22 protein-coding genes are annotated in these 21,141 nt (G+C 74.6%); 10 read left to right on the top strand and 12 right to left on the bottom strand.

Features of this window, described 5'->3' with window-relative positions; all coding sequences use genetic code 11:
* Positions 1–119: 119 nt before the first annotated feature.
* On the bottom strand, positions 120–998 hold the full coding sequence (locus tag ACLQ2W_RS08845; protein ID WP_405092645.1) for a serine hydrolase: 879 nt from the start codon (positions 996–998) through the stop codon (positions 120–122).
* 38 nt (positions 999–1,036) lie between these two features.
* On the opposite strand from ACLQ2W_RS08845, the gene ACLQ2W_RS08840 reads away from it, so the two are divergent.
* The 4 genes from ACLQ2W_RS08840 to ACLQ2W_RS08825 all read left to right on the top strand — a co-directional run bounded on the left by ACLQ2W_RS08840 (position 1,037) and on the right by ACLQ2W_RS08825 (position 5,490).
* A complete protein-coding gene (locus ACLQ2W_RS08840; protein WP_425785960.1) occupies positions 1,037–2,014 on the top strand; it encodes a LysR family transcriptional regulator in 978 nt (325 codons plus the stop codon).
* A gap of 40 nt (positions 2,015–2,054) precedes the next feature.
* Positions 2,055–3,224: an endonuclease gene (locus ACLQ2W_RS08835; protein WP_425785959.1), complete on the top strand. Its 1,170-nt coding sequence runs from the start codon at positions 2,055–2,057 to the stop codon at positions 3,222–3,224.
* Between the two features lie 132 nt (positions 3,225–3,356).
* Positions 3,357–4,211, top strand: a complete 855-nt coding sequence (locus tag ACLQ2W_RS08830) for an aldo/keto reductase (protein ID WP_405094150.1) — start codon at positions 3,357–3,359, stop codon at positions 4,209–4,211.
* A 295-nt stretch (positions 4,212–4,506) separates the two neighbouring features.
* Positions 4,507–5,490: an aldo/keto reductase gene (locus ACLQ2W_RS08825; protein ID WP_425785958.1), complete on the top strand. Its 984-nt coding sequence runs from the start codon at positions 4,507–4,509 to the stop codon at positions 5,488–5,490.
* Between the two features lie 13 nt (positions 5,491–5,503).
* On the opposite strand, the gene ACLQ2W_RS08820 is transcribed toward ACLQ2W_RS08825, so the two are convergent.
* Positions 5,504–6,004 carry a GNAT family N-acetyltransferase gene (locus tag ACLQ2W_RS08820; RefSeq protein WP_425785957.1) on the bottom strand — a complete coding sequence of 167 codons (501 nt, stop codon included), beginning with the start codon at positions 6,002–6,004 and terminating at the stop codon, positions 5,504–5,506.
* 103 nt (positions 6,005–6,107) lie between these two features.
* Here ACLQ2W_RS08820 and ACLQ2W_RS08815 point away from each other — a divergent pair, with 103 nt between their 5' ends.
* Genes ACLQ2W_RS08815 through ACLQ2W_RS08805 form a run of 3 tightly spaced genes read left to right on the top strand, consistent with a single transcriptional unit; the run spans position 6,108 to position 8,558 of the window.
* Positions 6,108–6,701 (top strand): NADPH-dependent FMN reductase, encoded by a 594-nt coding sequence (locus ACLQ2W_RS08815; RefSeq protein WP_425785956.1) that lies wholly within the window; start codon positions 6,108–6,110, stop codon positions 6,699–6,701.
* A complete protein-coding gene (locus ACLQ2W_RS08810; RefSeq protein ID WP_405092639.1) occupies positions 6,694–7,707 on the top strand; it encodes an ATP-binding cassette domain-containing protein in 1,014 nt (337 codons plus the stop codon). Before ACLQ2W_RS08815 ends, ACLQ2W_RS08810 begins: the two co-directional genes overlap by 8 nt.
* The gene (locus ACLQ2W_RS08805) at positions 7,704–8,558 is read left to right on the top strand and encodes an ABC transporter permease (protein WP_425785955.1); all 855 of its coding nucleotides are present in this window, start codon (positions 7,704–7,706) and stop codon (positions 8,556–8,558) included. Before ACLQ2W_RS08810 ends, ACLQ2W_RS08805 begins: the two co-directional genes overlap by 4 nt.
* A gap of 66 nt (positions 8,559–8,624) precedes the next feature.
* On the opposite strand, the gene ACLQ2W_RS08800 is transcribed toward ACLQ2W_RS08805, so the two are convergent.
* Positions 8,625–12,002 carry an AAA family ATPase gene (locus ACLQ2W_RS08800; RefSeq protein WP_425785954.1) on the bottom strand — a complete coding sequence of 1,126 codons (3,378 nt, stop codon included), beginning with the start codon at positions 12,000–12,002 and terminating at the stop codon, positions 8,625–8,627.
* Positions 12,003–12,127: 125 nt separating this feature from the next.
* Between ACLQ2W_RS08800 and ACLQ2W_RS08795 the strand changes: the two genes are divergently transcribed.
* Positions 12,128–12,700 carry a dihydrofolate reductase family protein gene (locus ACLQ2W_RS08795; RefSeq protein ID WP_425786040.1) on the top strand — a complete coding sequence of 191 codons (573 nt, stop codon included), beginning with the start codon at positions 12,128–12,130 and terminating at the stop codon, positions 12,698–12,700.
* Positions 12,701–12,779: 79 nt separating this feature from the next.
* Here ACLQ2W_RS08795 and ACLQ2W_RS08790 read toward each other — a convergent pair whose 3' ends face one another.
* The 4 genes from ACLQ2W_RS08790 to ACLQ2W_RS08775 form a co-directional block, all read right to left on the bottom strand.
* The gene (locus ACLQ2W_RS08790; RefSeq protein ID WP_405092635.1) at positions 12,780–13,184 is read right to left on the bottom strand and encodes a hypothetical protein; all 405 of its coding nucleotides are present in this window, start codon (positions 13,182–13,184) and stop codon (positions 12,780–12,782) included.
* Positions 13,181–13,441: a hypothetical protein gene (locus ACLQ2W_RS08785; RefSeq protein ID WP_425785953.1), complete on the bottom strand. Its 261-nt coding sequence runs from the start codon at positions 13,439–13,441 to the stop codon at positions 13,181–13,183. Before ACLQ2W_RS08785 ends, ACLQ2W_RS08790 begins: the two co-directional genes overlap by 4 nt.
* Positions 13,442–13,454: 13 nt before the next feature.
* Complete coding sequence (locus tag ACLQ2W_RS08780; protein ID WP_425785952.1) at positions 13,455–14,165, bottom strand: hypothetical protein; 711 nt, start codon at positions 14,163–14,165, stop codon at positions 13,455–13,457.
* Between the two features lie 134 nt (positions 14,166–14,299).
* Positions 14,300–15,139 carry a helix-turn-helix transcriptional regulator gene (locus ACLQ2W_RS08775; RefSeq protein WP_425785951.1) on the bottom strand — a complete coding sequence of 280 codons (840 nt, stop codon included), beginning with the start codon at positions 15,137–15,139 and terminating at the stop codon, positions 14,300–14,302.
* A 99-nt stretch (positions 15,140–15,238) separates the two neighbouring features.
* Here ACLQ2W_RS08775 and ACLQ2W_RS08770 point away from each other — a divergent pair, with 99 nt between their 5' ends.
* Together ACLQ2W_RS08770 and ACLQ2W_RS08765 are read left to right on the top strand one after the other, a co-directional pair.
* A complete protein-coding gene (locus ACLQ2W_RS08770; RefSeq protein WP_425785950.1) occupies positions 15,239–16,006 on the top strand; it encodes an SDR family oxidoreductase in 768 nt (255 codons plus the stop codon).
* Positions 16,007–16,083: 77 nt separating this feature from the next.
* On the top strand, positions 16,084–16,650 hold the full coding sequence (locus ACLQ2W_RS08765; protein ID WP_425785949.1) for a snapalysin family zinc-dependent metalloprotease: 567 nt from the start codon (positions 16,084–16,086) through the stop codon (positions 16,648–16,650).
* 27 nt (positions 16,651–16,677) lie between these two features.
* Here the strand turns inward: ACLQ2W_RS08765 and ACLQ2W_RS08760 are convergent, their stop codons facing one another.
* From ACLQ2W_RS08760 to ACLQ2W_RS08740, 5 genes are all read right to left on the bottom strand, one after another.
* Complete coding sequence (locus ACLQ2W_RS08760) at positions 16,678–17,745, bottom strand: hypothetical protein (protein ID WP_425785948.1); 1,068 nt, start codon at positions 17,743–17,745, stop codon at positions 16,678–16,680.
* A complete protein-coding gene (locus ACLQ2W_RS08755; protein ID WP_425785947.1) occupies positions 17,742–19,094 on the bottom strand; it encodes a hypothetical protein in 1,353 nt (450 codons plus the stop codon). The genes ACLQ2W_RS08760 and ACLQ2W_RS08755 overlap by 4 nt, the downstream gene beginning before the upstream one ends.
* Positions 19,091–19,399, bottom strand: a complete 309-nt coding sequence (locus tag ACLQ2W_RS08750) for a DUF6403 family protein (protein ID WP_281936219.1) — start codon at positions 19,397–19,399, stop codon at positions 19,091–19,093. Before ACLQ2W_RS08750 ends, ACLQ2W_RS08755 begins: the two co-directional genes overlap by 4 nt.
* Before the next feature lie 56 nt (positions 19,400–19,455).
* Positions 19,456–19,662: a hypothetical protein gene (locus ACLQ2W_RS08745; protein WP_425785946.1), complete on the bottom strand. Its 207-nt coding sequence runs from the start codon at positions 19,660–19,662 to the stop codon at positions 19,456–19,458.
* A 104-nt stretch (positions 19,663–19,766) separates the two neighbouring features.
* Positions 19,767–21,047, bottom strand: a complete 1,281-nt coding sequence (locus ACLQ2W_RS08740) for an AAA family ATPase (protein WP_425785945.1) — start codon at positions 21,045–21,047, stop codon at positions 19,767–19,769.
* Between the last annotated feature and the right edge of the window lie 94 nt (positions 21,048–21,141).

The following is a 21,141-nucleotide window of genomic DNA, read 5'->3' as shown; positions in this document are numbered from 1 at the left end:
GGCCCACTCCACCACCGCACCGGCCGCGGCGTCCAAGATCGAGCGACGGAAGGATCGATATCCGTTCCGATATCACCGCAGGTCGGAGCGGGTGCACACCGGGTCGCCGGTCCGAAGGATCAGCGCAACGACTCGACCGCCGCCCGGGCGGCCTCCCCCATGGCCAGGTCGGCGTCGATCCGGCGGGTGCTGAGCCGCTCGGTGCGTGCCAGGACCGCGACGGCGTACCGGCCGCCGTCGGGGTACTCCGCGACGCCGGCTTCCAGGTGCAGGCCGGGCAGTGTGCCGGTCTTGCCGGCGACCCGGACCGCGGGCGGGAAGCCGGCGGCGAGCCGGGTCCAGAAGAGTTGCCGGGCCATCAGCTCCCGGACCGTCGCGCAGGCTTCCGCCGGGCCGGCCTCGTCGCGCCACACCAGGCCGAGCAGCCGGGTCAGCTCGCGGGCGGTGCTGGAGGTGGTGTGGTCCGGGTCGAAGACCCGCATGGCCCGGACCCGCTCCGGCGGCAGCGTGGGGAAGATCCGCGCGAAGTCCGCCTCGGTACGCGCGCCCACGTCGGCGAGCATCGTCTCGACCAGTTGCCGGGGTCCGCCCACGATCCGGGTACGCGGCAGGTCCAGCTCCGCGGCCAGCATCGGCAGCACGTCCGGGCCGACCCGGCGCAGCAGCAGGTCGGCGGCCGTGTTGTCGCTCACCGACATGGCGAAGTACGCGAGGTCGCGCAGGGAGACCTCGACGTCGTCGGCGCAGCCGGCCACTCCCCAGCCGCCCAGCCGGTCGGCGGCGCCGACCAGCACCCGCTCGCCCGGGTCGAGTTGGCCGGCGGTGACCTGCCGGGCGAACTCCAGCACCAGCAGGATCTTGAAGACGGACGCGATCACGATCTGCTCGTCGGCGCGCAGCGCCACCTCGCGCGACGGGTCGTCCACGTCGGCGACGTGCAGGCACCCGCTCAGCCCGGCCCGTCCGAAGATCTCCCCGACCCGTTGCGTCGCGTCCACCCCGACACGGTAACCAGCGCGGACGCTAGGGTGCGCGGGTGGACCTGCTGCGACACCTGCGGCACTTCGTGGTGGTCGCCCGGGAGCTGCACTTCGGCCGGGCCGCCGAGACGCTGGGGATGGCGCAGCCGCCGCTGAGCCAGTCGATCCGGCGGCTGGAGCAGGAGCTGGGCGCGACACTCTTCGACCGGTCGCAACGGCAGGTCCGTCTCACCACCGCCGGCCAGTTGCTGCTCGGCGAGGCGGACGACCTGCTCGCCGGCGAACGCCGACTGCGCCACCTCGCCGACCAGGTGCGCCGGGGCACGCTCGGTGTGCTGCGCGCCGGCGTACCCCCGGAGACCCCGGCCGTGACGGTGCGCGCGTTGCTCGACGGGCTGGCCGCCCGCGCACCCGGACTCGACCTCGATCTGCACGAGCTGACCAGCGCCGAGCAGCGGCGGATGCTGGCGGAGGGACGGCTGGACGTCGGCCTGCTGCACCATCCGGTCGAGGAGGCCGGACTGCGGTTCGGGAAGCCGGTGGACGTGCCGGTCGGGGCGTTGCTGCCCCGGACCTCGCCGCTGGCCCGGGCCCGTACGGTCGCGCTTGCCGACCTGGCCGGCCTGGATCTGGTCACCGCGCCACCGGCCACCGCCCCCGGCTGGCACGAGCACCTGCTGACGGTGTGCCGGCAGCACGGTTTCGTCCCGCCCCGGGTCCGCCCGGCGCGCAACCCCGAGTTCCTGTTCGGATTGCTCCTGGCGGGTGGGGCGGTGGCCGTCGAGCCGGCGGCCCTGGCGCGGCGGGAACCGCGCATCGCCTGGCGACCGCTCGTCGGCGCGCCGCTGGCCCGGCGGATCTCCGCCGGCTGGCCGAACCGGGCGGCGCACCCGGCAGCGCCGATGTTCGGCCGGCTCGCCGCCGAGGTGCTGGCCACGGCGGAGACGCCGGCCGGGACGGCGTTCGTCGCCCCGTCGGCCCGGCCCTGGCCGGTGCTGTTCGAGGCCGGTCGGGACGGAAAGTTGTCGCCGTGATCTCCCGGAGTTCACCCGACACCGAATAGCATCGCTGGTCATGAATATGAGGAGCGTCACCCGCTCGCGATCCGGGCGGCTGATCGCGGCGGTCGTGCTGACCGTCACCGTCGCGACCCCACTCGCGGTGACCCACGCCGCGTCGGCGGCCACCACGCTGACCGTGGCGCAGGCGTTGGCCGCCCAGGACGGCCGCGCCGCCACCGTCACCGGCTACGTCATCGGCCAACCGACCGCGACGAACACGGTGATCACGTCCGGCTTCACCGCGGACACCGCGATCGCGATCGCCGACCAGGCCACCGAGACCGGCACCGGCCGGATGCTGTACGTGCAGGTCACCGCCGCCTGGCGGAGCACCTTCGGGCTGCTCGCCAACCCGTCCCTGCGGGGCCGGCAGGTGACCGCGACCGGCACCCTGACCGCGTACTTCAGCCACGGCGGCCTGAAGAACCCGACCGCGATGAGCCTCGGCGGCGGGACCACCCCGAGCCCGACCCCGAGCCCGACCGGCACCGCCTCGCCCACCGACTACTACGCCGCCGCGACCGGCAGGACCGGGCCGGCGCTGCGCACCGCCCTGCACACCATCATCAGGACCCAGACGAAGCTCACGTACGACCAGGTGTGGGACGCGCTCAAGGACACCGACCAGGACCCGGCGAACCCGGCCAACGTCATCCTGCTCTACAGCGGGCGCTCGCAGAGCAAGACCAGCAACGGCGGCGGCGTCAACGACTGGAACCGCGAGCACGTCTGGGCCAAGTCGCACGGCGACTTCGGCACCGCCACCGGCCCCGGCACCGACGTGCACCACCTGCGACCGGAGGACGTGTCGGTCAACTCGCTGCGCGGCAACAAGGACTTCGACGCAGGCGGCAGCGCGGTGGCCGAGGCACCCGGCTGCTACACCGACGCCGACTCGTTCGAGCCGCGCAACGCCGTGAAGGGCGACGTCGCCCGGATGATCCTCTACATGGCGATCCGGTACGAGGGCGACGACGGCTGGCCGGACCTGGAGCCGAACGACTCGGTGGCCAACGGGACCACGCCCCGGCTCGGCCGGCTGTCGAAGCTGCTCGCCTGGAACGAACAGGACCCGCCGGACTCGTTCGAGCAGCGCCGCAACCAACGCATCTACGAGCGCTGGCAGGGCAACCGCAATCCGTTCGTCGACCACCCCGAGTGGGCGCGGTCCATCTGGGGCTGACGGCTTGTCCCAGATCACCCGCCGACGGCCGTGAGGACGCCCGCCGAGCGGGTAGGAACCCCGGGTGGCACGGCCCGGGAGCCGCGTGGAAGCGCTTCCGGGCATCCCGGACGATCGGAGATGAGACACGACATGGCCGCCCACAGCGTTCCGGACATCTCGCTCAACGACGGCAACTCCATCCCGCAGCTCGGCTTCGGGGTTTACCAGATCGACCCCGGGGAGACCGCCCGGGCGGTCGGCACGGCGTTGGAGATCGGCTACCGGCACATCGACACCGCCCAGATGTACGGCAACGAGGCCGAGGTCGGGCAGGCGGTGCGCGCCTCCGGCCTGGACCGGGGCGATATCTTCGTCACCAGCAAGCTGAACAACGGCTTCCACCGCCCGGACGACGCCCGCAAGGCGTTCGAGCGGTCGCTGCGGGCGATGAAGTTCGACTACCTCGACCTGTTCCTGATCCACTGGCCGCTGCCCACGCTCTACGACGGCGACTTCGTCTCCACCTGGAAGGTGCTGGAGGAGTTCCAACGTGACGGCCGGGTGCGGTCGATCGGCGTGTCCAACTTCCAGGTGGCGCACCTGGAGCGGCTGGCCGCCGAGGCGGACGTGGTGCCGGCGGTGAACCAGGTCGAGGCGCACCCGTACTTCGGCAACGAGGAGGTGCGGTCGTACGACCGGGCGCACCAGATCGGCACCGAGGCGTGGTCGCCGATCGCGCAGGGCAAGGTGCTCGACGACCCGACCGTGGTCGACGTCGCCGAGCAGGTCGGGCGGACCCCGGCCCAGGTGGTGCTGCGCTGGCACGTGCAGCGCGGCGACATCGTCTTCCCGAAGTCGACCACGCCGAAGCGGATCGAGGAGAACTTCGGCATCTTCGACTTCACGCTCGACGACGCCACCATGGACCGGCTCGGCAGCCTGGACCAGGGCGAGGCCGGCCGGCAGGGCCCCAACCCGGACACGTTCGACTACGTACCGGACTGAACCGGCCGGAGGAGGGGCCGACACGGCCCCTCCTCCGCCCGTGCGGCGGGCCGACCCCCGTTTGACCGGCCCGCCGCCTCCTGGTTCCGCGCCACCCGCCGAGGCGGGCGTCGTTGCCCTGCCATTGCAGACCACCACCGCCGGTACGCGCCAATGATTCGACGGTGCGCGAATGGTGTCGCCGTGCCGACCCGCTCCCCGATTGGCTCGTCGGCCGCCCCCTGGCCGGGGTTTGACTTCGCGCGCGCTCGAAGGGGCAGGGTGGCGGAAACGCTCCGACGGGGAGGACCCAGACATGCGTCACCGCACCATCGGCACCGATCCGGCCACCCGCCGCGAGGTCAGCGTGCTCAGCCTCGGCGCGATGCTGTTCGGCACCGCCACCGACGAGGACACCTCCTACGCCATCCTCGACCGGTACGTCGAGGCCGGCGGCACGTTCGTCGACACCTCGAACAACTACGCCTTCTGGCAGAACGGCGGCCAGGGCGGCGAGAGCGAGACGCTCCTCGGCCGCTGGCGGCGCAGCCGCGGGATCGGCGCCGAGATCGTGTTCGCCACCAAGCTCGGCGCCCGCCCGCTCGCGCCCGGCACCAGCTACCGGGACAACCCGGAGGGGTTGTCCGCCAAGGTGATCCGCGAGTCCGCCGAACGCAGCCGGGAACGGCTCGGGGTCGACCGGATCGACCTGCTCTACGCCCACATCGAGGACCGGACCGTGCCGCTGCGCGAGACGGTGGAGGGCTTCGCGGAGCTGGTCGCCGAGGGCACGGTCGGGCTGCTGGGCGCGAGCAACCACCGCGCCTGGCGGGTCGAGCGGGCCCGGGCCCTCGCGGCGGCGGCCGGGCTGCCCGGCTACGACGTGCTCCAGTACCACCGCAGCTACCTGCCGCCCCGGGTGGACCAGCCGAGCGAACTGGACCCGGACGGCCAGATCGGCTGGGCCGGCCCCGATGTGGTCAGCTACCTGCGCGCCGAGCCGCGGCTCACCCTGGTCGCGTACTCCCCGCTGCTCAAGGGCGCGTACGCGAAGCCGGAGCGGCTCGGCGAGGCGTACGCGCTGCCCGGCACGCCGGCCCGGCTGGCGGCGCTGCGCGCGGTGGCCGCCGAGACCGGCGCCACCGTCAACCAGGTGGTGCTGGCCTGGCTGATGGGCGGCGACGTGCCGGCGATCCCGCTCGTCGGTTTCTCCTCGGTGGCCCAGTTGGAGGAGGCCCTGGCCGCGGTGGACCTGGAGCTGACCGCCGAGCAGCGGACGCGACTGGACGCGGCGCACTGACCGGCCGGCCGGGTCAGCGCGTCAGGCCGATGCGCCAGTCGTTCGAGCGCATCAGGTGCCCCGGCGGGTATTCGAACTCCGTCGGGCCGAGCAGCGTGAACCCGGCCCTGCGGCACACGGCGTTCGACGCCGGGTTGTCCACCGACGGGTACGCGTGCGCGAAGCGCCGGTCGCCCACCGCCGAGGCGGCCGCCACCACCGCACGCACCGCCGCCGTCGCCAGCCCCCGCCCCTGGTGGGCCGGGAGCACCGCCCAACCCATCTCGTACACCGGCTCGTCGCGCCAGTCACGCGCCCAGAAGCCGACGCTGCCCACCTTCGTCCCGTCCGGCGTGACCACCGAGAACATGGTCCCGCTGCGCGGGCCCGGCCCGCGCAGGTAGCGCTCGTGGCGGGCACGCACCTGCTCGTCGGTCTCCGGGCCGCCGGTGTGCGCCCGCACCTCGGGACTGTTCAGCGCCCGTAGCAACGCCAGGTCTTCGGTGCTCCAGCGGAGAATGCGTACCTCGGTCATCTGCCGATTCGACCAGACACCCCCGACGAGACGGCCCGCCAGATCCGATCTGGCGGGCCGTCTGGCGCCTACCGGTCGAGGCCGGCAGCGAGGGAGGGGCGGCATGACACCGTTACGGCTCGCCGTGCTCATCGGCAGCACCCGGGAAGGCCGGGTCGGCGACCGGATCGCCGGGTGGTTCGCCGACCAGGCCCGCCACCGCGCCGGGCTGGTCGTGCGGGAGATCGACCTGGCCGGGTACGACTTCCCGGCCGCCCTGCCCGCCGAGCCCACGCCGGCGATCCGGGAGTTCGTCGCGCAGGTGGCGCGCGCGGAGGCGTTCGTCGTGGTCACCCCGGAGTACAACCACAGCTTCCCGGCCTCGTTGAAACAGGCGATCGACTTCGCGTACGACGAGTGGCAGGCCAAGCCGGTCGGCTTCGTCTCGTACGGCTACCGGTCGGTCGGCCGGTACGCGGTCGAGCAGCTCCGGACCGTCTTCACCGCGCTGCACGCCACCACCGTGCGGGACACCGTCGGCGTCGACCTGCTCGACGGCGGGCTGCCCGACGGGCACGTCGAGGAACGGCTCCGGCAGGACGTCCGGGTGCTCCTCGACGAGCTGTGCTGGTGGGGTCTGGCGTTGCGCGAGGGTCGGGCGGCCCGCCCGTACGCCTGCGGGGAACCATCCATGGAGAGAGGTAGTGATCATGAATAACCGGAACACCGGGCTGGCCGTCGAGGCCGACGGCCTGACCCGGTCGTTCGGCTCGACCCGGGCGCTCGACGGTCTGGACCTGCGGGTCCCCGCCGGCGCCGTCTACGGGATGCTCGGGCCCAACGGCGCCGGCAAGACCACCGCCGTACGCGTGCTGGCGACGCTGCTGCGTCCGGACGGCGGTACGGCCCGGGTCTTCGGCCACGACGTGGTCACCGAGGCCGACGCGGTCCGCGCCCGGATGAGCCTGACCGGCCAGTACGCCTCGCTCGACGAGGACCTCACCGGCGCGGAGAACCTGGTCCTGCTGGGCCGGCTGCTCGGGCTGGGCCGCCCGGCGGCGCGGGAGCGGGCCGAGGCGCTGCTCGCCGCGTTCGGGCTGACCGAGGCCGCCGGCCGGCAGGTGAAGAAGTACTCCGGCGGGATGCGGCGGCGCATCGACATCGCGGCGAGCATCCTGAACACGCCGGACCTGCTGTTCCTGGACGAGCCGACCACCGGGCTGGACCCGCGCAGCCGCAACCAGGTGTGGGAGATCGTCCGGGCGGTGGTGGCGCACGGCACCACGGTGCTGCTGACTACGCAATATCTGGACGAGGCGGACCAGCTCGCCGGCCGGATCGCGGTGGTCGACCACGGCCGGGTGATCGCGGAGGGCACCCCGGGCGAGCTGAAGTCGTCGGTCGGGTCGGGCACCGTCCACGTGCGACTGCGCGACGCCGGGCAGCGGCCCCGGGCCGAGCAGGTGCTGCGGACGACGTTGAACGTGCCGGTGCAGCTCGCCGCCGACCCGGTGGCGTTGACCGCCCGGGTCGGCGAGGACGGCACCGACCTGGAGGCCGGTGAGCAGGCCGCCCGGGCGCTCGGCGAGCTGGCCCGGGCCGGCATCGTGGTGGACGACTTCTCCCTCGGCCAGCCCAGCCTGGACGAGGTGTTCCTGGCCCTGACCGACCACCCGGCCGTCGCGGCGGACGACCGGGACGACGAGCTGGAGGCGGCCCGATGAGCGACACCGCGACCACCACCGGGCGGGCCCCGTCCGTCTACGTGCCCTCCACCGAGGCGTTGGCCACCGTGCTCGCCCCCGGGGAGCGACCGGCGCCACCGGGCCCGCTGTCGGCGTCGCTGACGTTCGGCTGGCGGGCCGTGCTGAAGATCAAGCACGTGCCGGAGCAGTTGTTCGACGTGACCGCGTTCCCGATCATCATGGTGCTGATGTTCACGTACCTGTTCGGCGGCGCGCTCGCCGACAGCCCGCGTGCGTACCTCCAGTTCTTCCTGCCCGGCATCATGGTCACCAGCGTCGTGATGATCACCATGTACACCGGGGTCGGGTTGAACAACGACATCGAGAAGGGCGTCTTCGACCGCATCCGGACGCTGCCGGTGTGGCGGCCGGCGGCGCTGGTCGGCATGATCTTCGGCGACGTGCTGCGGTACGTCCTGGCCGCGGTGGTCATCCTGGCCGTGGGGCTGGTGCTCGGTTTCCGTCCCGACGGAGGGCTGCTCGGCGTGCTGGCCGGCATCGGCCTGCTGGTGGTCTTCTCGTTCGCGTTCTCCTGGGTGTGGACGTTCTTCGGCCTGGTGCTGCGCAGCGAGAAGTCGGTGATGGGCGTCAGCATGATGGTGCTGTTCCCGTTGACGTTCCTGAGCAACGTGTTCGTCGAGCCGGCCACCATGCCGGGCTGGTTGCAGGCGTTCGTCAAGGTCAACCCGGTGACCCATCTGGTCGCCTCGGTCCGGGCCGCGATGGCCGGCGCCACGGACGCCACGAACACCATGTGGCTGCTGTTGTGGAGCGCCGGGTTCGTGGTGGTGTTCGGCACGCTGACCATGCGCCGCTACAACCGGCGCTGACCCGGGGGGTGGCGGGGCCCGGACGCTCCGGGTCCCGCCGCCCCGGCGTGGGAACACCGGCCGGGCTCAGAGTCGCCAGGGCACCGGCTCGGCCGGCAGGTACCGACAGGTGCCGCCGGTGGTGACCGACTCGCGCAGGTGGGCGGCGAGCACCGGGTGCCGCTGCTCGATCCGGCGCAGCGTGTCCCGGATCCGGCCGGTCACCGCCTTGCGCGCCCGCTCGGCCTGGTCGCCGAGGCGGCGGCTGCGCCCGGCCAGCCCGGCGGCGGCGCGCAACTGGTCGAGCAGCGCCGCGCGCTCGGCGTCCAGGGCCGCCAGCCACCGCGCGTCGTCGCGCAGCGCCGCCCGGTCGATCTCGTCGTCGAGCCGCCGCAGGTGCTGCCGGTAGCGCGCTTTCGCTTCGTCGTCGAGCACCGGGTCGGCGCCGAGGCGGCGGGCGGCGACCAGTTCCGCACCGGCCGCCGGGGCGAGCAGCTCGACCGCGCGCACGTCCACACCGGGCCGGCTCAGCAGCAGCCGCAGGTCGTGCAGGCCCTTGGCGTCGGGCAGGTGCACCACCACACCGGCGTAGGCGAGCCGCCACACCGACCCGTCCAGGCAGAACGCAGGCCGGCCCGCGTCGGCACCGTGGGCCTCCGCGTCAGGGCCGCCACCGGCCACGGAACCGGATCGGACGCGCGTGCCCGCACCGACCGTCATGCCGGCCCAACCACTGACACCGGGACCGCCCCGCAGCCCGTCCCGACCGGCGACACCTGACGTGGCCGACGTCGTGGACCCGACCGGCGCGCCGGCCCGAAACGTCGGCACGCCCGCGCCGTCGTCAGGGGCCCGCAAGCGAGCCGGCCGGTCGGCCGCGGTGAGCCGCTCGACCACCTGGACCATGCCCAGCTCCCGCGCCTCGGCCACCGTCCCGGCCCGCAGCCGGGCCGCCTCGGCCGCGTCCCCCGGCCCGCCGCGCCCGACGAGCGCGGTGACCAGCCCGGCCCGGCCGAGCACCGACCAGGGGCGGGCGCCCAGGCGGTCGGCGGCGGCCCGGGCCGCCGCGTAGCCGGCGACCGCGTCGTCCCACCGCCGTTCCGCCGCGTCCACGGTGGCCAGCCAGAGGTCGACCGGGCCGCCGATGTCGCAGCCGAACAACGCGACCATCCACCGTCCGCGGTGCGGCGCCAGGGCCGCCCGGGCCTCGGCGCAACGGCGGGGGTCGCCGTCCACGGCCGCCGCCTGGGCCCGCAGCCGCAGCCACAGCGCCGACACCGGCCGGGGGTACGCCGTGCCGGCGGCCTCGATGCCGCCGACCAGCCGGAGCACGGTGTCGGCGTCGCCGCGCTCGGCGGCGGTGATCGCCCGCAGCAGCTCCACCTGCGGATGGTTGGCCGCGCCGGGCCGGTCGAGCACGGCCTCGGCCTCGGCGAGCCGGCCGCGCAGCAGAAGCAGGGACCAGCGCAGGTGGTGGGCCATGAAGGCGTGGTCGGAGTGCTCCCACTCGCCGTAGCCCTCCATTTCGGCGTAGCACGCGTCGGCGGCGGCGAAGTCGCCCCGGAAGGCGGCGATGATGCCGCTGTCCACGGCCGCCGCCATCCGTTGCCGGGCCACGTCGCCCGCCCGGCAACCGGCGACGAACGCGGCCAGCTCGTCCCGGTACGCCGGGTCACCCAGCTCCAGCAGCGCCACCCAGCGCAACGACGTGGCCCACAGCTCGGTGTCCCGGTCGCCGCCACGGCGGGCCACCTCGCGGATCTCGGCGGTGACCACGGCCCGCTCCTCGGCCGTGCCGAGCCCCCAGGTGGTGTCGTGGCGGGCCCACAGGCTGAACGTGAGCGCCTCGTCGTCCCGGCCGTGCCGGGCGAGCGTCTCGGTCGCGGTGATCAGGTCGGTGACCAGGGCACGTGTCGACCGCTCCGGCTCGGGCGGGCCGATCAACCGCTGGTACGCCTCCCGCACCAGCGCGTCGGCGTCGAGCCGACGCCGGGTGGCCGAGTGCTGGCTGTGGACGGTGAGCGCCACCCGGGCCAGCACGGCCGGCTCAGCCAGCCCCCGGGCCAGCGCGGCGGCGTCGACGAGAAACTGCTCGGCCTCGCCCGACGTGCCGGCGTGGTGCAGCAGCCCGGCCAGCTCCAACAGCACCCGGACCCGCCGGACCGGCTCGTCGGTGCGGCTCAGCGCGCGCCGGAAGTGCCGTACCGACTCCTCCACGGCCAGCCGGCCGCCGGCGTCGCGCGCGGCGGCCAGCAGCAGGTCACCGGCGCGTACCGGATCCAGCTCGGGGCCCGCGAGCCAGGCGTGACGGGCCAGGTCGGCGGCGATGGGCCGGCCGGCGAGCGCGTCGTCGGCGCGGTCGACGGCCCGGACCACGGCGGCGTGCCGGGCGTGCCGCTCATGCTCGGGCAGCCCGTCGTAGAGCGTCTCCCGGACCAGGTCGTGCACGAAGGCGAACCGACCACCGCCGCGGGACAGCACCAGCCGGGCGGCGGCGGCCCGGTCGAGCAGCCGGTCGACCTGCGCGGCCGGAGCGGGCACGCAGGCGGCCAGCGTCATCCGGTGGAACTCGCGCCCCAGCACGGCGGCCACGGTCAGCGCCTCGACCACCGGGGCGGGTAGTTGGTCGAGCCGGCGCCGCACCGCCTCGCGTACCCCGGGGGCGATGGTGTCGGCCAGGCCGTCGGTGTGCCAGAGCCGGGCGGTCTGCTCGACGAAGAACGGGTTGCCGCCGGTGCGGCGGTGCACCTCGTCGACGAGCGCCGCGCCCGGTTCCCGGCCGGCGGTGCGGCGGATCAGCGCGGCCACCTCGTCGCGGCCCAGGCCGGTCAGCGTGACGGTGGTGGCCTTCGCGGCCAACGGCAGCAGCAGCGGGCGCAGCCGGTGGTCGTCGGCCTCCACCTCGGCGTCGCGGTAGGTGCCGATCACCAGCAGCCGCTCGAACCAGGTGTGCTGGGTGGCGAACCGGAGCAGCCGCAACGACGCCGGGTCGGCCCAGTGCAGATCGTCGAGGACCACCACGACCGGCCGGTGCTGGGCGACCGCGACCAGCGCGCCGGTCACCGCGTCGTGCCTGGCGAACTCGTCCCGGCCGCCGTCGTCACCCGGCTCGACCGGGTCGTCGTCGGCGGCGCGCTCGCCGAGCAGAGCCGCCAGCCCGGCGTCGGCGGCCTCCCTGGCGGGCGCGGCGTCGCCGGTGGCCCGGGCCAGCCGGCGCAGCACCTGCACCCAGGGCCAGTAGTCGGGGGCGGTGTCGGAGTCCCAACAGGCGGCGCCGAGCACCAGCGCCCCGCGCCGGCGGGCCTCGTCGGCGGCGGCCGAGACCAGGGTGGTCTTGCCGATGCCCGGCTCACCGGTGACCAGCACCAGACCGCCGTGGCTGTCGACCACGCGCGCCACCTCGGCGCGCAGCAACCCGGCCGGGTGATCCCGCCCGATGATCTCCTCGCCGAACCGCGGCTCCATGACCTCCCGACGCTAGTCGACCGGTCCGACAGGCGGCGACGCCGCGGTCTCACGGCGTCAGAACATCGTCCCGGTGTGTCAGGCTGTGGTCCGGATACGACCGGAGAAGGAGAGAATCTGTGCTGATGTACTCGATGAGCGTCTCGGTGGACGGCTTCGTCGCCGACCGTGCGGGCTCGTTCGACTGGGCGGGCCCCGACGATGAGCTGATCCGCTTCCACCACGCGGAGGTGGGCCAGCTCGGCGGCTACCTGCTGGGCCGCCGGCTCTACGAGAACATGCTGGTGTGGGAGACGGATCCGGCGATGCGCGAGACCGAGATCGGGGCCGCGTTCGCCGACACCTGGCGCGACCTGCCGAAGGTCGTCTTCAGCCGTACGCTCGATGACGTCCAGGGCAACGCCCGGCTCGCCAAGGCGTCGGTGGCCGAGGAGATCGCCATGGCGCTGGACGCGACCGACAAGCCCGTCTCGATCGGCGGCACTGTGCTGGCCGGGGCCGCGATCGAGCTCGGCCTCGTCGACGAGCTGCGCATGTACCGGTGTCCGGTCATGGTGGGTGGCGGCACGCCGTACCTGCCGCCGGTCACCGCCGACATCCCGCTGGACCTGGTCGAGACCAAGACGTTCAGCTCCCGCGTGATCTACGAGCGCTACCGTCGGGTCCGCGACGGGTCACACCAGGTGTCCGCCGGCTGACCGCTCCGGCAGCGGAGGCGAACGACACGGCCGCGAGGATCAGCGGCTGTGCGTGGCCGGGTCAAGCAGCCACCCGCGTTCACCGCGCGTCGGTGACCACGTGCGAGCAGGCCGGGCACGCCGCCGGTCCCTGCTCGGCGAACCACCGGCAGGTACGCCGGATCGCGCACTTCGGCAGCGTCTCCTCGGCCGGCGGGGCGGTCTCGGCGTACGAGGCGGCCATCCGGGCGCCCAGGCCGCAGTGCGAGCCGGTCCAGAAGCCGCAGGACGAGGTGACGCAGGGGCCGGCGAGCCGGACCCGGGACTCGATCGGCCCGTCGGAGTCGTCGGCCCCGGCGAGCGCCACCTCGGCCGGCACGGCCGGCGTCACGTAGGCCACCCGGCCCGCCGGTGTGATCATGCCGAGGAACACGGTGGCGTTGGACGCCGGCGTGCTCGGGCACATCCGCTCCGGCGGGCCGGCCGATCGGGCGGCGTCGGTCACCGCTGGATCCAGAACCCGATGTCGTTGATCTTCTGGCCGAGGTCCTGCGCGAGCACGCCGTCGAGCACCCAGAGCCCGTACCACTCGGGCCGCAGCTTGATGTTGCCGTGGCCGAGCGTGAGCGGGTTGACGAGCTTGGCGTTGGCGGTCCGCAGCGCGGCCAGGCCGGCCTTCTGGATCTCGCCGGCGATCAGGGTCTGCTGGTCGGGTGTCAGGTCGACGCCGTCGACCACGAAGCGGAACTCGTTGCGGGACATCTGTTTCCTCCGGTCACTCGTACGATTCGGTGCCCAGCCCGCGACGCAGGCTGGTCCGGGTGAAGGCCGCCCAGCCGGCGTGCGAGGCGGCATCGGCGGGCCGGCCGGCGCGGGCGAGGACCCGGCCGGCGTGCTCCCGCCAGCGATCGGCGGTGGCCGCCGCGTCGCCCCACAGCCCACGGCAGGCGGCGACCGCGAAGGCGACCTGTTCCGGCGCGCCGGTGAAGCCGGCGGGCCCGTCGCCGATCCGGATCGTCCCGTCCGGCTGGACGCGCACGCTCGGGAAGTGGTGGTGCAGGCTGGCCAACGTGGCCAGGTGCGTGGCGTCCCGCCGGACGGCGGCGAAGCCGGCCCGCAGCTCGTCGTCGCGGCGGTAGCGGACCGCGTGCAGGTCCAGCGCGTCGCCGGCCGGCGCGACCCGGGCGACCACCTGCGTCGGCGCGCTCCAGGCGCGGGGGGAGTTCGCCGACCAGAACGCCAGCCAGGCGGCGAGCCGGTCGTGGAAGTCGGCCCGGATCCGGACCGCCGGCGCGGAGCCGTCGGGCGCGCGCAACGCGGCGGTCGCGATCCGGTCCCGGGTCACCAGCGGCGTGCCGGCGCCGGCCGGGGCCGCGGCGGCGCCGGGGGTGGGCGCGACGGCCAGGCCGGTCAGGGTGAGCGTCGAGGCCGCCGCCGCGCCGGCGAGGAGTCGCCTGCGGTCGAGCGGGTGTCCGTTGTTGTCCATTCTCGGCCCTTCGTCGGCGGCCAGTGGCCCGACGCTATCGACCGGAGGAGATCAGCAGAACACCCTGCGTGACGGGAGGTTGACACCAAAACCGGGGATTCCCGGCGGCGTGAATAGCCGTTCCTGTGCCCGGTTCACGCTGGGAAGTGCTCGTGTCCGAGCACGGCGAGCAGTCGTAGCTTCTCCGCGCCCTCGCTGCGCGGCGGCGCGGTGAGCACGAGCAGCGCCTGGGACTGGTCCTCGGTGAACAGCACCTGGCAGTCCAGCTCGATCGGGCCGAGTTCCGGGTGGATCAGCGTCTTGTGGTCGGCGTAGCGCTGCGCCACCTCGTGCCGCTCCCACAGCCCGGCGAACTCGTCGCTGGCCGCGCGCAGCACCCGGACCAGCTCACCGGCGCGGGAGCGGGGACCCATCTGCCCGTACGCGGCTCGCAGGTTGGCGACCTGCGCGCGGCTCTGCCGGTCGTGGTCGTCGACCGGGTAGCGGGCCCGCTCGGCCGGGTCGGTGAACCACCTGAAGATCCCGCTGCGGGCCGGCCCGGTGTGGCCGGTCCGCTCGCCGAGCAGCGCGGCGGCCAACCGGTTCTGCTCCAGCGTCTCCCCCAGGTTCGACAGGATCAGCGCCGGCGTGTCCGCCAGCCGGTCCAGCACCCGCAGCAGCGCCGGCGCGACGTGGGTGGCGGTGGAGACCGCCTCGGGCGGGCTGTGCCCGGCCACCCGGAACAGGTAGTCGCGTTCGTCGCCGGTCAACCGCAGCGCCCGGGCCAGCCCGGCGAGCAGGTTCGGGCTGGGCTGCGGGCCGCGCCGCTGCTCCAGCCGGGTGTAGTAGTCGGTGGACATGGCGGCGAGCGCGGCGACCTCCTCCCGCCGCAGGCCGGGGGCCCGCCGCCGGGCCCCCGGCGGCAGCCCGACGTCACCGGGGCGCAGCGCCTCGCGGCGGCGGCGGAGGAAGTCGGCCAGGGCGATCCGGTCCATGATCCGAGTATCCGCCGCCGGGCGACGCGAACCAGGGATCCGGGATCCCCCGATCACGGAACTCTGCCCCGGCCACCACGGACCGGCCATGCTGGCGGCATGGACATCTCCGGGAACACCATCTTCATTCCGGGCGCCACCAGCGGGATCGGCCTGGCGCTGGCGCTCGCCCTGCGGGACCGGGGCAACACGGTGATCGTCGGCGGCCGGCGTACCGAACTGCTCGACGAGATCGCCGCGACCCACCCGGGCCTGGACACCGTGCCGATCGACACCACCGACCCGGCGAGCGTCACGGCGGCGGCGAAGACGGTGCTGGCCCGGCACCCGGAGCTCAACGTCGTGGTGGCCATGGCCGGCGTGATGCGGATCGAGGACTGGCGCTCGCCCGAGACGTTCCTCGCCTCGGCGGAGGAGGTGATCACCACCAACGTGCTCGGCCCGATCCGGCTGATCGGCGCGTTCGTCGAGCACCTGCGGCAGCGCGGGGACGCCACCATCGTCACCGTCTCGTCCGGGCTGGCGTTCGTGCCGCTGCGGGTCACCCCGAGCTACAACGCGTCCAAGGCCGCGATCCACATGCTCAGCGAGTCGATCCGGCTCCAGCTCGCCGGGACCGGCGTACGGGTGGTGGAGCTGGTGCCGCCGGCGGTGCGGACCGGGCTGCTGCCCGGACAGGAGAGCAGCGAGTTCGCCATGCCGCTGGACGAGTTCGTGGCCGAGGTGGTGGCGTTGCTGGAGGCGCAACCGGACGCCACGGAGATCCAGGTCGAGCGCGTGAAGTTCCTCCGGCACGCGGCGGCGCGTGGCGAGTACGACCGGGTGGTCGCCGAGCTGAACGCGGCCGATCCGCACGCCGCCACCTGACAGACCTTGATATCGATCGATCTGTATCGATAGGCTGTCGGCGTCCGCACACCCCCCATCCCCCAGGAGTGTGAACCATGCGTACGCCGAAGCTGTCCCGGATCCTCGCCACCCTCGCGGCCGTGACGCTGACGGCGCTGGGCGCGGTCGCCGTCAACCCGGCACCGGCCTCCGCCGCGGTCCGCAACGTCTGCTACAACACCAGCCAGGCCGGCCCGTTCGCCAGCACGGCGGTGCAGGCGGCGTCGATCTGGAACAACTACACCAACAACATCAACATGGCCCAGTGCGGGTCGAACCTGATGATCTACTACACCTACGGCGGCGGGTCGTACGCCCAGCGCACCAGCCTCGGCAACGGTCGCGTGGTCATCGACTACAACCAGGCCCAGCAGTACTCGCCGCTGCGCATCATGACGCACGAGATCGGCCACATCCTCGGCCTGCCGGACAACTACAACGGCAACTGCGCCATCCTGATGTCCGGCGGCAGCGCCGGCACCAGCTGCACCAACCCGTACCCCAGCTCCGCCGAGGCCGCCCGGGTCGACTCGCTGTTCGGCTTCGCCGCCCGCAGCGCCACGCCCGCCCAGATCTTCAGCGACAGCTGGCCGGCCGCCACGGTGGTCGCCGCCGGGCGCTGACGACGCTCCGGGGACGGGGCCGGCGGGTCACCGCCGGCCCCGTCCGCGCGTCCGCGTCGACTGTGGAGCGCCGGCGACCGCCGCGTCGTCCGCCAGCTCCGCCGCCCGCCGGCTCAACTCGTCCACCCGCTCCCGCAGCCGGCCCACCGCCGGGTCCCCGGCGTCCGATCCGGACACCTCGTCGAGCAGCCCGACGTAGTCGCCGGCCAGCCGCCGGTACGCCGACCCGCCCGGCCCGCCGGCCCGGTCCAGGTCGATGATCTGCTGGGCGAGCACGGCGGTCGCCGCGCCCAACGCGGCCCGCTCGTCGGCGCGCGCGTCCCGCCCGGCCCGCCGCGCGTCGGCCAGCCGGCCGGCCCGCCGGCCACCCAACCAGAGCACCGCCGCGCCGGCCACCACGCCGCCGAGCGCACCGCCGGCCAGCAGGTAGCGGGGCAACGACGGGCTGATGGTCCGAGCGCCGTCCGGCACCAGGCCGGTGCGGACCAGCCGGTCGTAGTTGAGCACGATCACCTTCAGCGCCTCGACCGGCCGGTCCACGAACGCGTCCGTGCCCTGGCCGATCACGGTCTCCACCACCACGGACCGGCCGACGTCGCGCGGACTGTCACCGCCGAGGCGGGAACAGCCGTACGTGTCCCAGTCGTCGCCGTCCCGGCTCATCGCCAGCACCAGCGTGCCCTGGGTGGCCCGTTCGGTGTCGTCGCACGCCTCGGACAGGTCGCTGCCGGGCCGCATCATCAGCACCACCAGCCGGCGGTTGCCGATGACCCGCTCGGCGGCGGCCCGGTCCAGCTCCACGCCGGGCGCGGCGTAGACCGACGAGGCGCGTACCTGCCGGGCGGCCGGCCCGTCGAACAGGCCGCCGGTCCACAGCGCCCAGCCGGCCAGCACCAGGCAGGCCAGCACCGCCCGGCCGAACGCGGTCCCGACCAGCCGGCCCAGCAGCCGGCGCACGGTGCCCACCGGCCGGCGCGCGGTCCCGGCCCGCCGGCGCGCGGTCCCGGACTGCCGACGCGCGGTGCCGACCTTCCGACGCGCGGTGCCGGCCCGCCCGCGCGCGGTGCCGGCCCGCCGACGCTCGGTGCCGGTCACGACAGCCTCCCGCGCAGGTAGACGTCCGGCCGGTAGCCGGGCATCCGCACGTCCCGGGCCACGCCGTCCAGCTCGGCCGCCGCGTCCGCCAGCAGACCGCGTACGTGCCGGTCCGGCAGCCCGTCGTCGAGCGCGTACCGGGCGGCGCGCAGCCGGCCGACACCCCGCACCAGCGCCGGGTCGCTGCGCGCGTCGGTGAGCAGGGACAGCTCCACGGCCAGCGCGGAGAGCCCGGCCAGCCGCGCCGGCGTGCCGCCCGGCCCAACGTCGTCCGGCCGGCCCCGACCGGCGCCGCGCACGGTGCGGATCGACAGCACCACGAAGCCGGCCACGCAGCCGGCGAAGAGCCACGGCAGCGCCGGCAACGCCACCCGCAGCGGGTCGAACGGCCGGTACGGCAGCGGCCTGTCGAACAGCCCCGCGTACCGCACGTCGGTGACCCGGGCCAGGTACGCGCCGAGCACGTTGAGCTGCGGATAGGCGTAGCGGCTGAGCCGGCCGCCGTACTGCGCGTAGAAGCTGGCGCCGGCCACCTCGGCGAAGTCCGCCGCGCCCGGACCGTGGTACTCGATCCAGCCGCCGTACATCACCACCACCGGCCGCTCCGGGGCGAGCCGGTGCAACGCCGGCCCGTACGCCGGCAGCGGCGCCCCGTACGGCTGGGCCGGCAGCACCACGAACCAGGCCCCGTCCGGGAACGCGTCCCCGGCGGTCCGCTCCGGCAGCCGGGGCAGCGTGGCACCGGACCCGACGTACCGGCCGGTGGCCCGCAGCGCGGCGGTCACCGGGGCCAACTCGGCGGTGGTCGGCTCCCGCCAGCGCAGGTCGTCGCGGTCCGGCGGGGACGGCTGCTTGCGGAGCCCGGCGAGCAGCGCGAGCACCTGCCCGGTGACGTCACCGGTGGCGAACTGCGCCCGCCAGCCCGGCAGGTCGTCCGCCGTGGCCACGTAGAACCCGCCGCTGACCTCGGTGCCGACGATCCGGATCGCGGCGTTCTCGACGTCCTTGACCCGCCGGCGTTCCGCCTCGTCCAGCCCCGGCGGGGCGACCAGGATGCGGGTGTCGTCACCGCCGATGGCGGCCCGGACGCGGGCGGTGTCCCAGCGCGCGGTCGCGCCGGGCAGGCGTACCACCGGATCGGCCGCGACCAGCGCGGTCATCTCCGCCACCGAGGGAACCGTCGCGTCGCTCAACTCCCCGGCGGCACCCTCCTCCGGCAGCGAGGCGGACGACGGCGAACGCCCGTAGCTGACGTCGACGCTCTGCCGCTGCGCCACCAGGAACACCGCCAGCAGCGCCGCCGCCACGGCCAGCAGGGACCAGCGCAGCAGCTCCCGGCGTACCCTCATCGGCCGGCCCGCCACAGCTCGTCGGCCCGACGCGCGTGCGCGGTCGCCTCCCGGGCCGCGTCCGCGCCGCCGTCGCGCGCGGCGGCGAGCAGTTCGGCGCGGGCCAGCAACCGGTCCGCCTCGGGCACCGGCGTGGTGGCCGCGTCCCGGCTGACGGCGGCGTCGTGGATCGCCGCCCGCGCGGACGACCAGGCGACCCGCCGGCCCCGGTCACGCTCGCGGCGCCGGGGCAGCACCGTGGCGAGGAACCCGGCGGCCACCGCCACCAGGGCCCCGCCCAGCCAGGGCAGCACGCTCAAGGTCATGCGCCCTGTCTAACGCACCACCGCCAGCCGCGCGCGTCGAGGTGCGACCCGCCGGCCTACGACGACGAGTAGCCCTCCTGGAAGCCTTCCATGAACGCCCCGGCGAACCCGGAGACCACGCACCCGGCACAGCAGAGGATCACCAGCAGCGCCGGCACCGCGACCCAGAGGACCGTCGTCCAGTTGATCCCGTCCTCCTCCGGCTGCGGCGGGTAGTACGCGGCATACGGCGGCTGCTGTTGGTACGGGTCGTAAGGATGCACCCGGCCATCCTGCCCACCGCCCGCCCCCGCCGGAAGATCCGAACGGACCGCCCGGCCGGCCCGCCCGTCGTTTCCGACCCGTGCGCGTACCCGGGTGCGCGTACTCAGGCCCGGTGCGCGTCCAGGTGGGTGAGCACGGTCTGGTTGGCCTCCCACCCGTCCGGGAACTTCACCGGCACGTCCAGGTGCACCCGCTCGGTCGACGGATACGCGTCGAGCAGCTCGCCGATGCCGGCCCGGGCCACCACCACGCAGGCGTGCCGGTGCCGGGACGCCAGCACGCACAGCCGCCCCGACTCCAGGTGGAACGCGGTCGCGTCGCGCCGGCCGGAGAGCGGGTGCAGCACGATCGTCACGTCGTACTCCCGGCCCTGGAGCCGGTTGGCGGTGTCCACCGTGACGCCCGCGCCGGCCGTGCCCAGCCGGGACCGGATGGCCGCGACCTGGTCGCGGTGCGCGGCGCCGACGGCGATCCGGTCCGCGGTCACCGGCGCGCCGCCCGGCGCCGCCTCGCTGACCGCGACCGCGCCGCGGGCCAGCACCCGCAGCGCCAGCTCCGCGCAGGCCGTGGCGGCCTCGGCGTCGGTACGCACGGTGTGTCGCGCCGGCAGCTCGTGCAACGCCCAGCCGGTCGCGGCGGCCAGCTCGACCGAGGCGTCGTAGGCGTCACCCGGACCGGCCCCGGTGAACGTCAGCGCCCGGTCGGCCGGGCCGGTGCCGGCCCGGAAGCCGGTGAACGGGTAGAACGCGGCGGACACCACGGGCGCGGCGGAGCCCGGCAGCCGCCACGACACCGGCAGCCGGTGTACCGGCAGGTCCGGGTTGTGCCGCAGCAGCGTGGCCACCGCCGACTGCATCGGGTCCCAGGTCAGGCCGGTCCAGCGGGCGGTCTCGACGGCGGAGAACGGGTCGAGCTGCCCAGGGTCGCCGACGAACAGCGCCCGCTCGAACCGGCCGGCCACGCGCAGCAGCGCGTCCGCCCGCATCTGGTACGCCTCGTCCACGATCGCCCACGGCCAGGAACCCTCGGGCACGGTGGCCCACTTGGCCGCCGTACCGATGGTGACGGCCGGCCCGCCGAGGTCGGCGACCTTCGCCGCGACCCGGACCGTCCCGTGGCCGGTGACCCGCTCGCTGGGCCGGTAGTCGGTCGCGGAGAGCCGGCCGATCCGCAGCTCGGGCGCCCGCCGGGCGAGCCGGTCGATGAGGTCGTCGACCTGCTCGTTGGTCTGCGCCACGATCATCAGCGGGTCCCCGGTGACGGCCAGCTCCGCGGCCGCCCGCACCACGAGCGTGGACTTCCCCGCCCCCGGCGGCGAGTCCACGACGACGCCCCGGTGCGCGCCCTCGCGCACGTCACGCAGCACACTCTCCACGACCTGCAAGGCGGGGCCCCTTCTTAACGCATCCGGTAGAGGCGGGGCCCCTTCTTAACACGTTCGACTGGTTGCCAAAGGCAACAGTGTGGCGTACGAACGA

The sequence above is a fragment of the Micromonospora sp. DT227 genome (assembly GCF_049841835.1).
Taxonomy (GTDB): domain Bacteria; phylum Actinomycetota; class Actinomycetes; order Mycobacteriales; family Micromonosporaceae; genus Micromonospora.
This window is presented reverse-complemented; position numbering and strand designations above follow the sequence as displayed.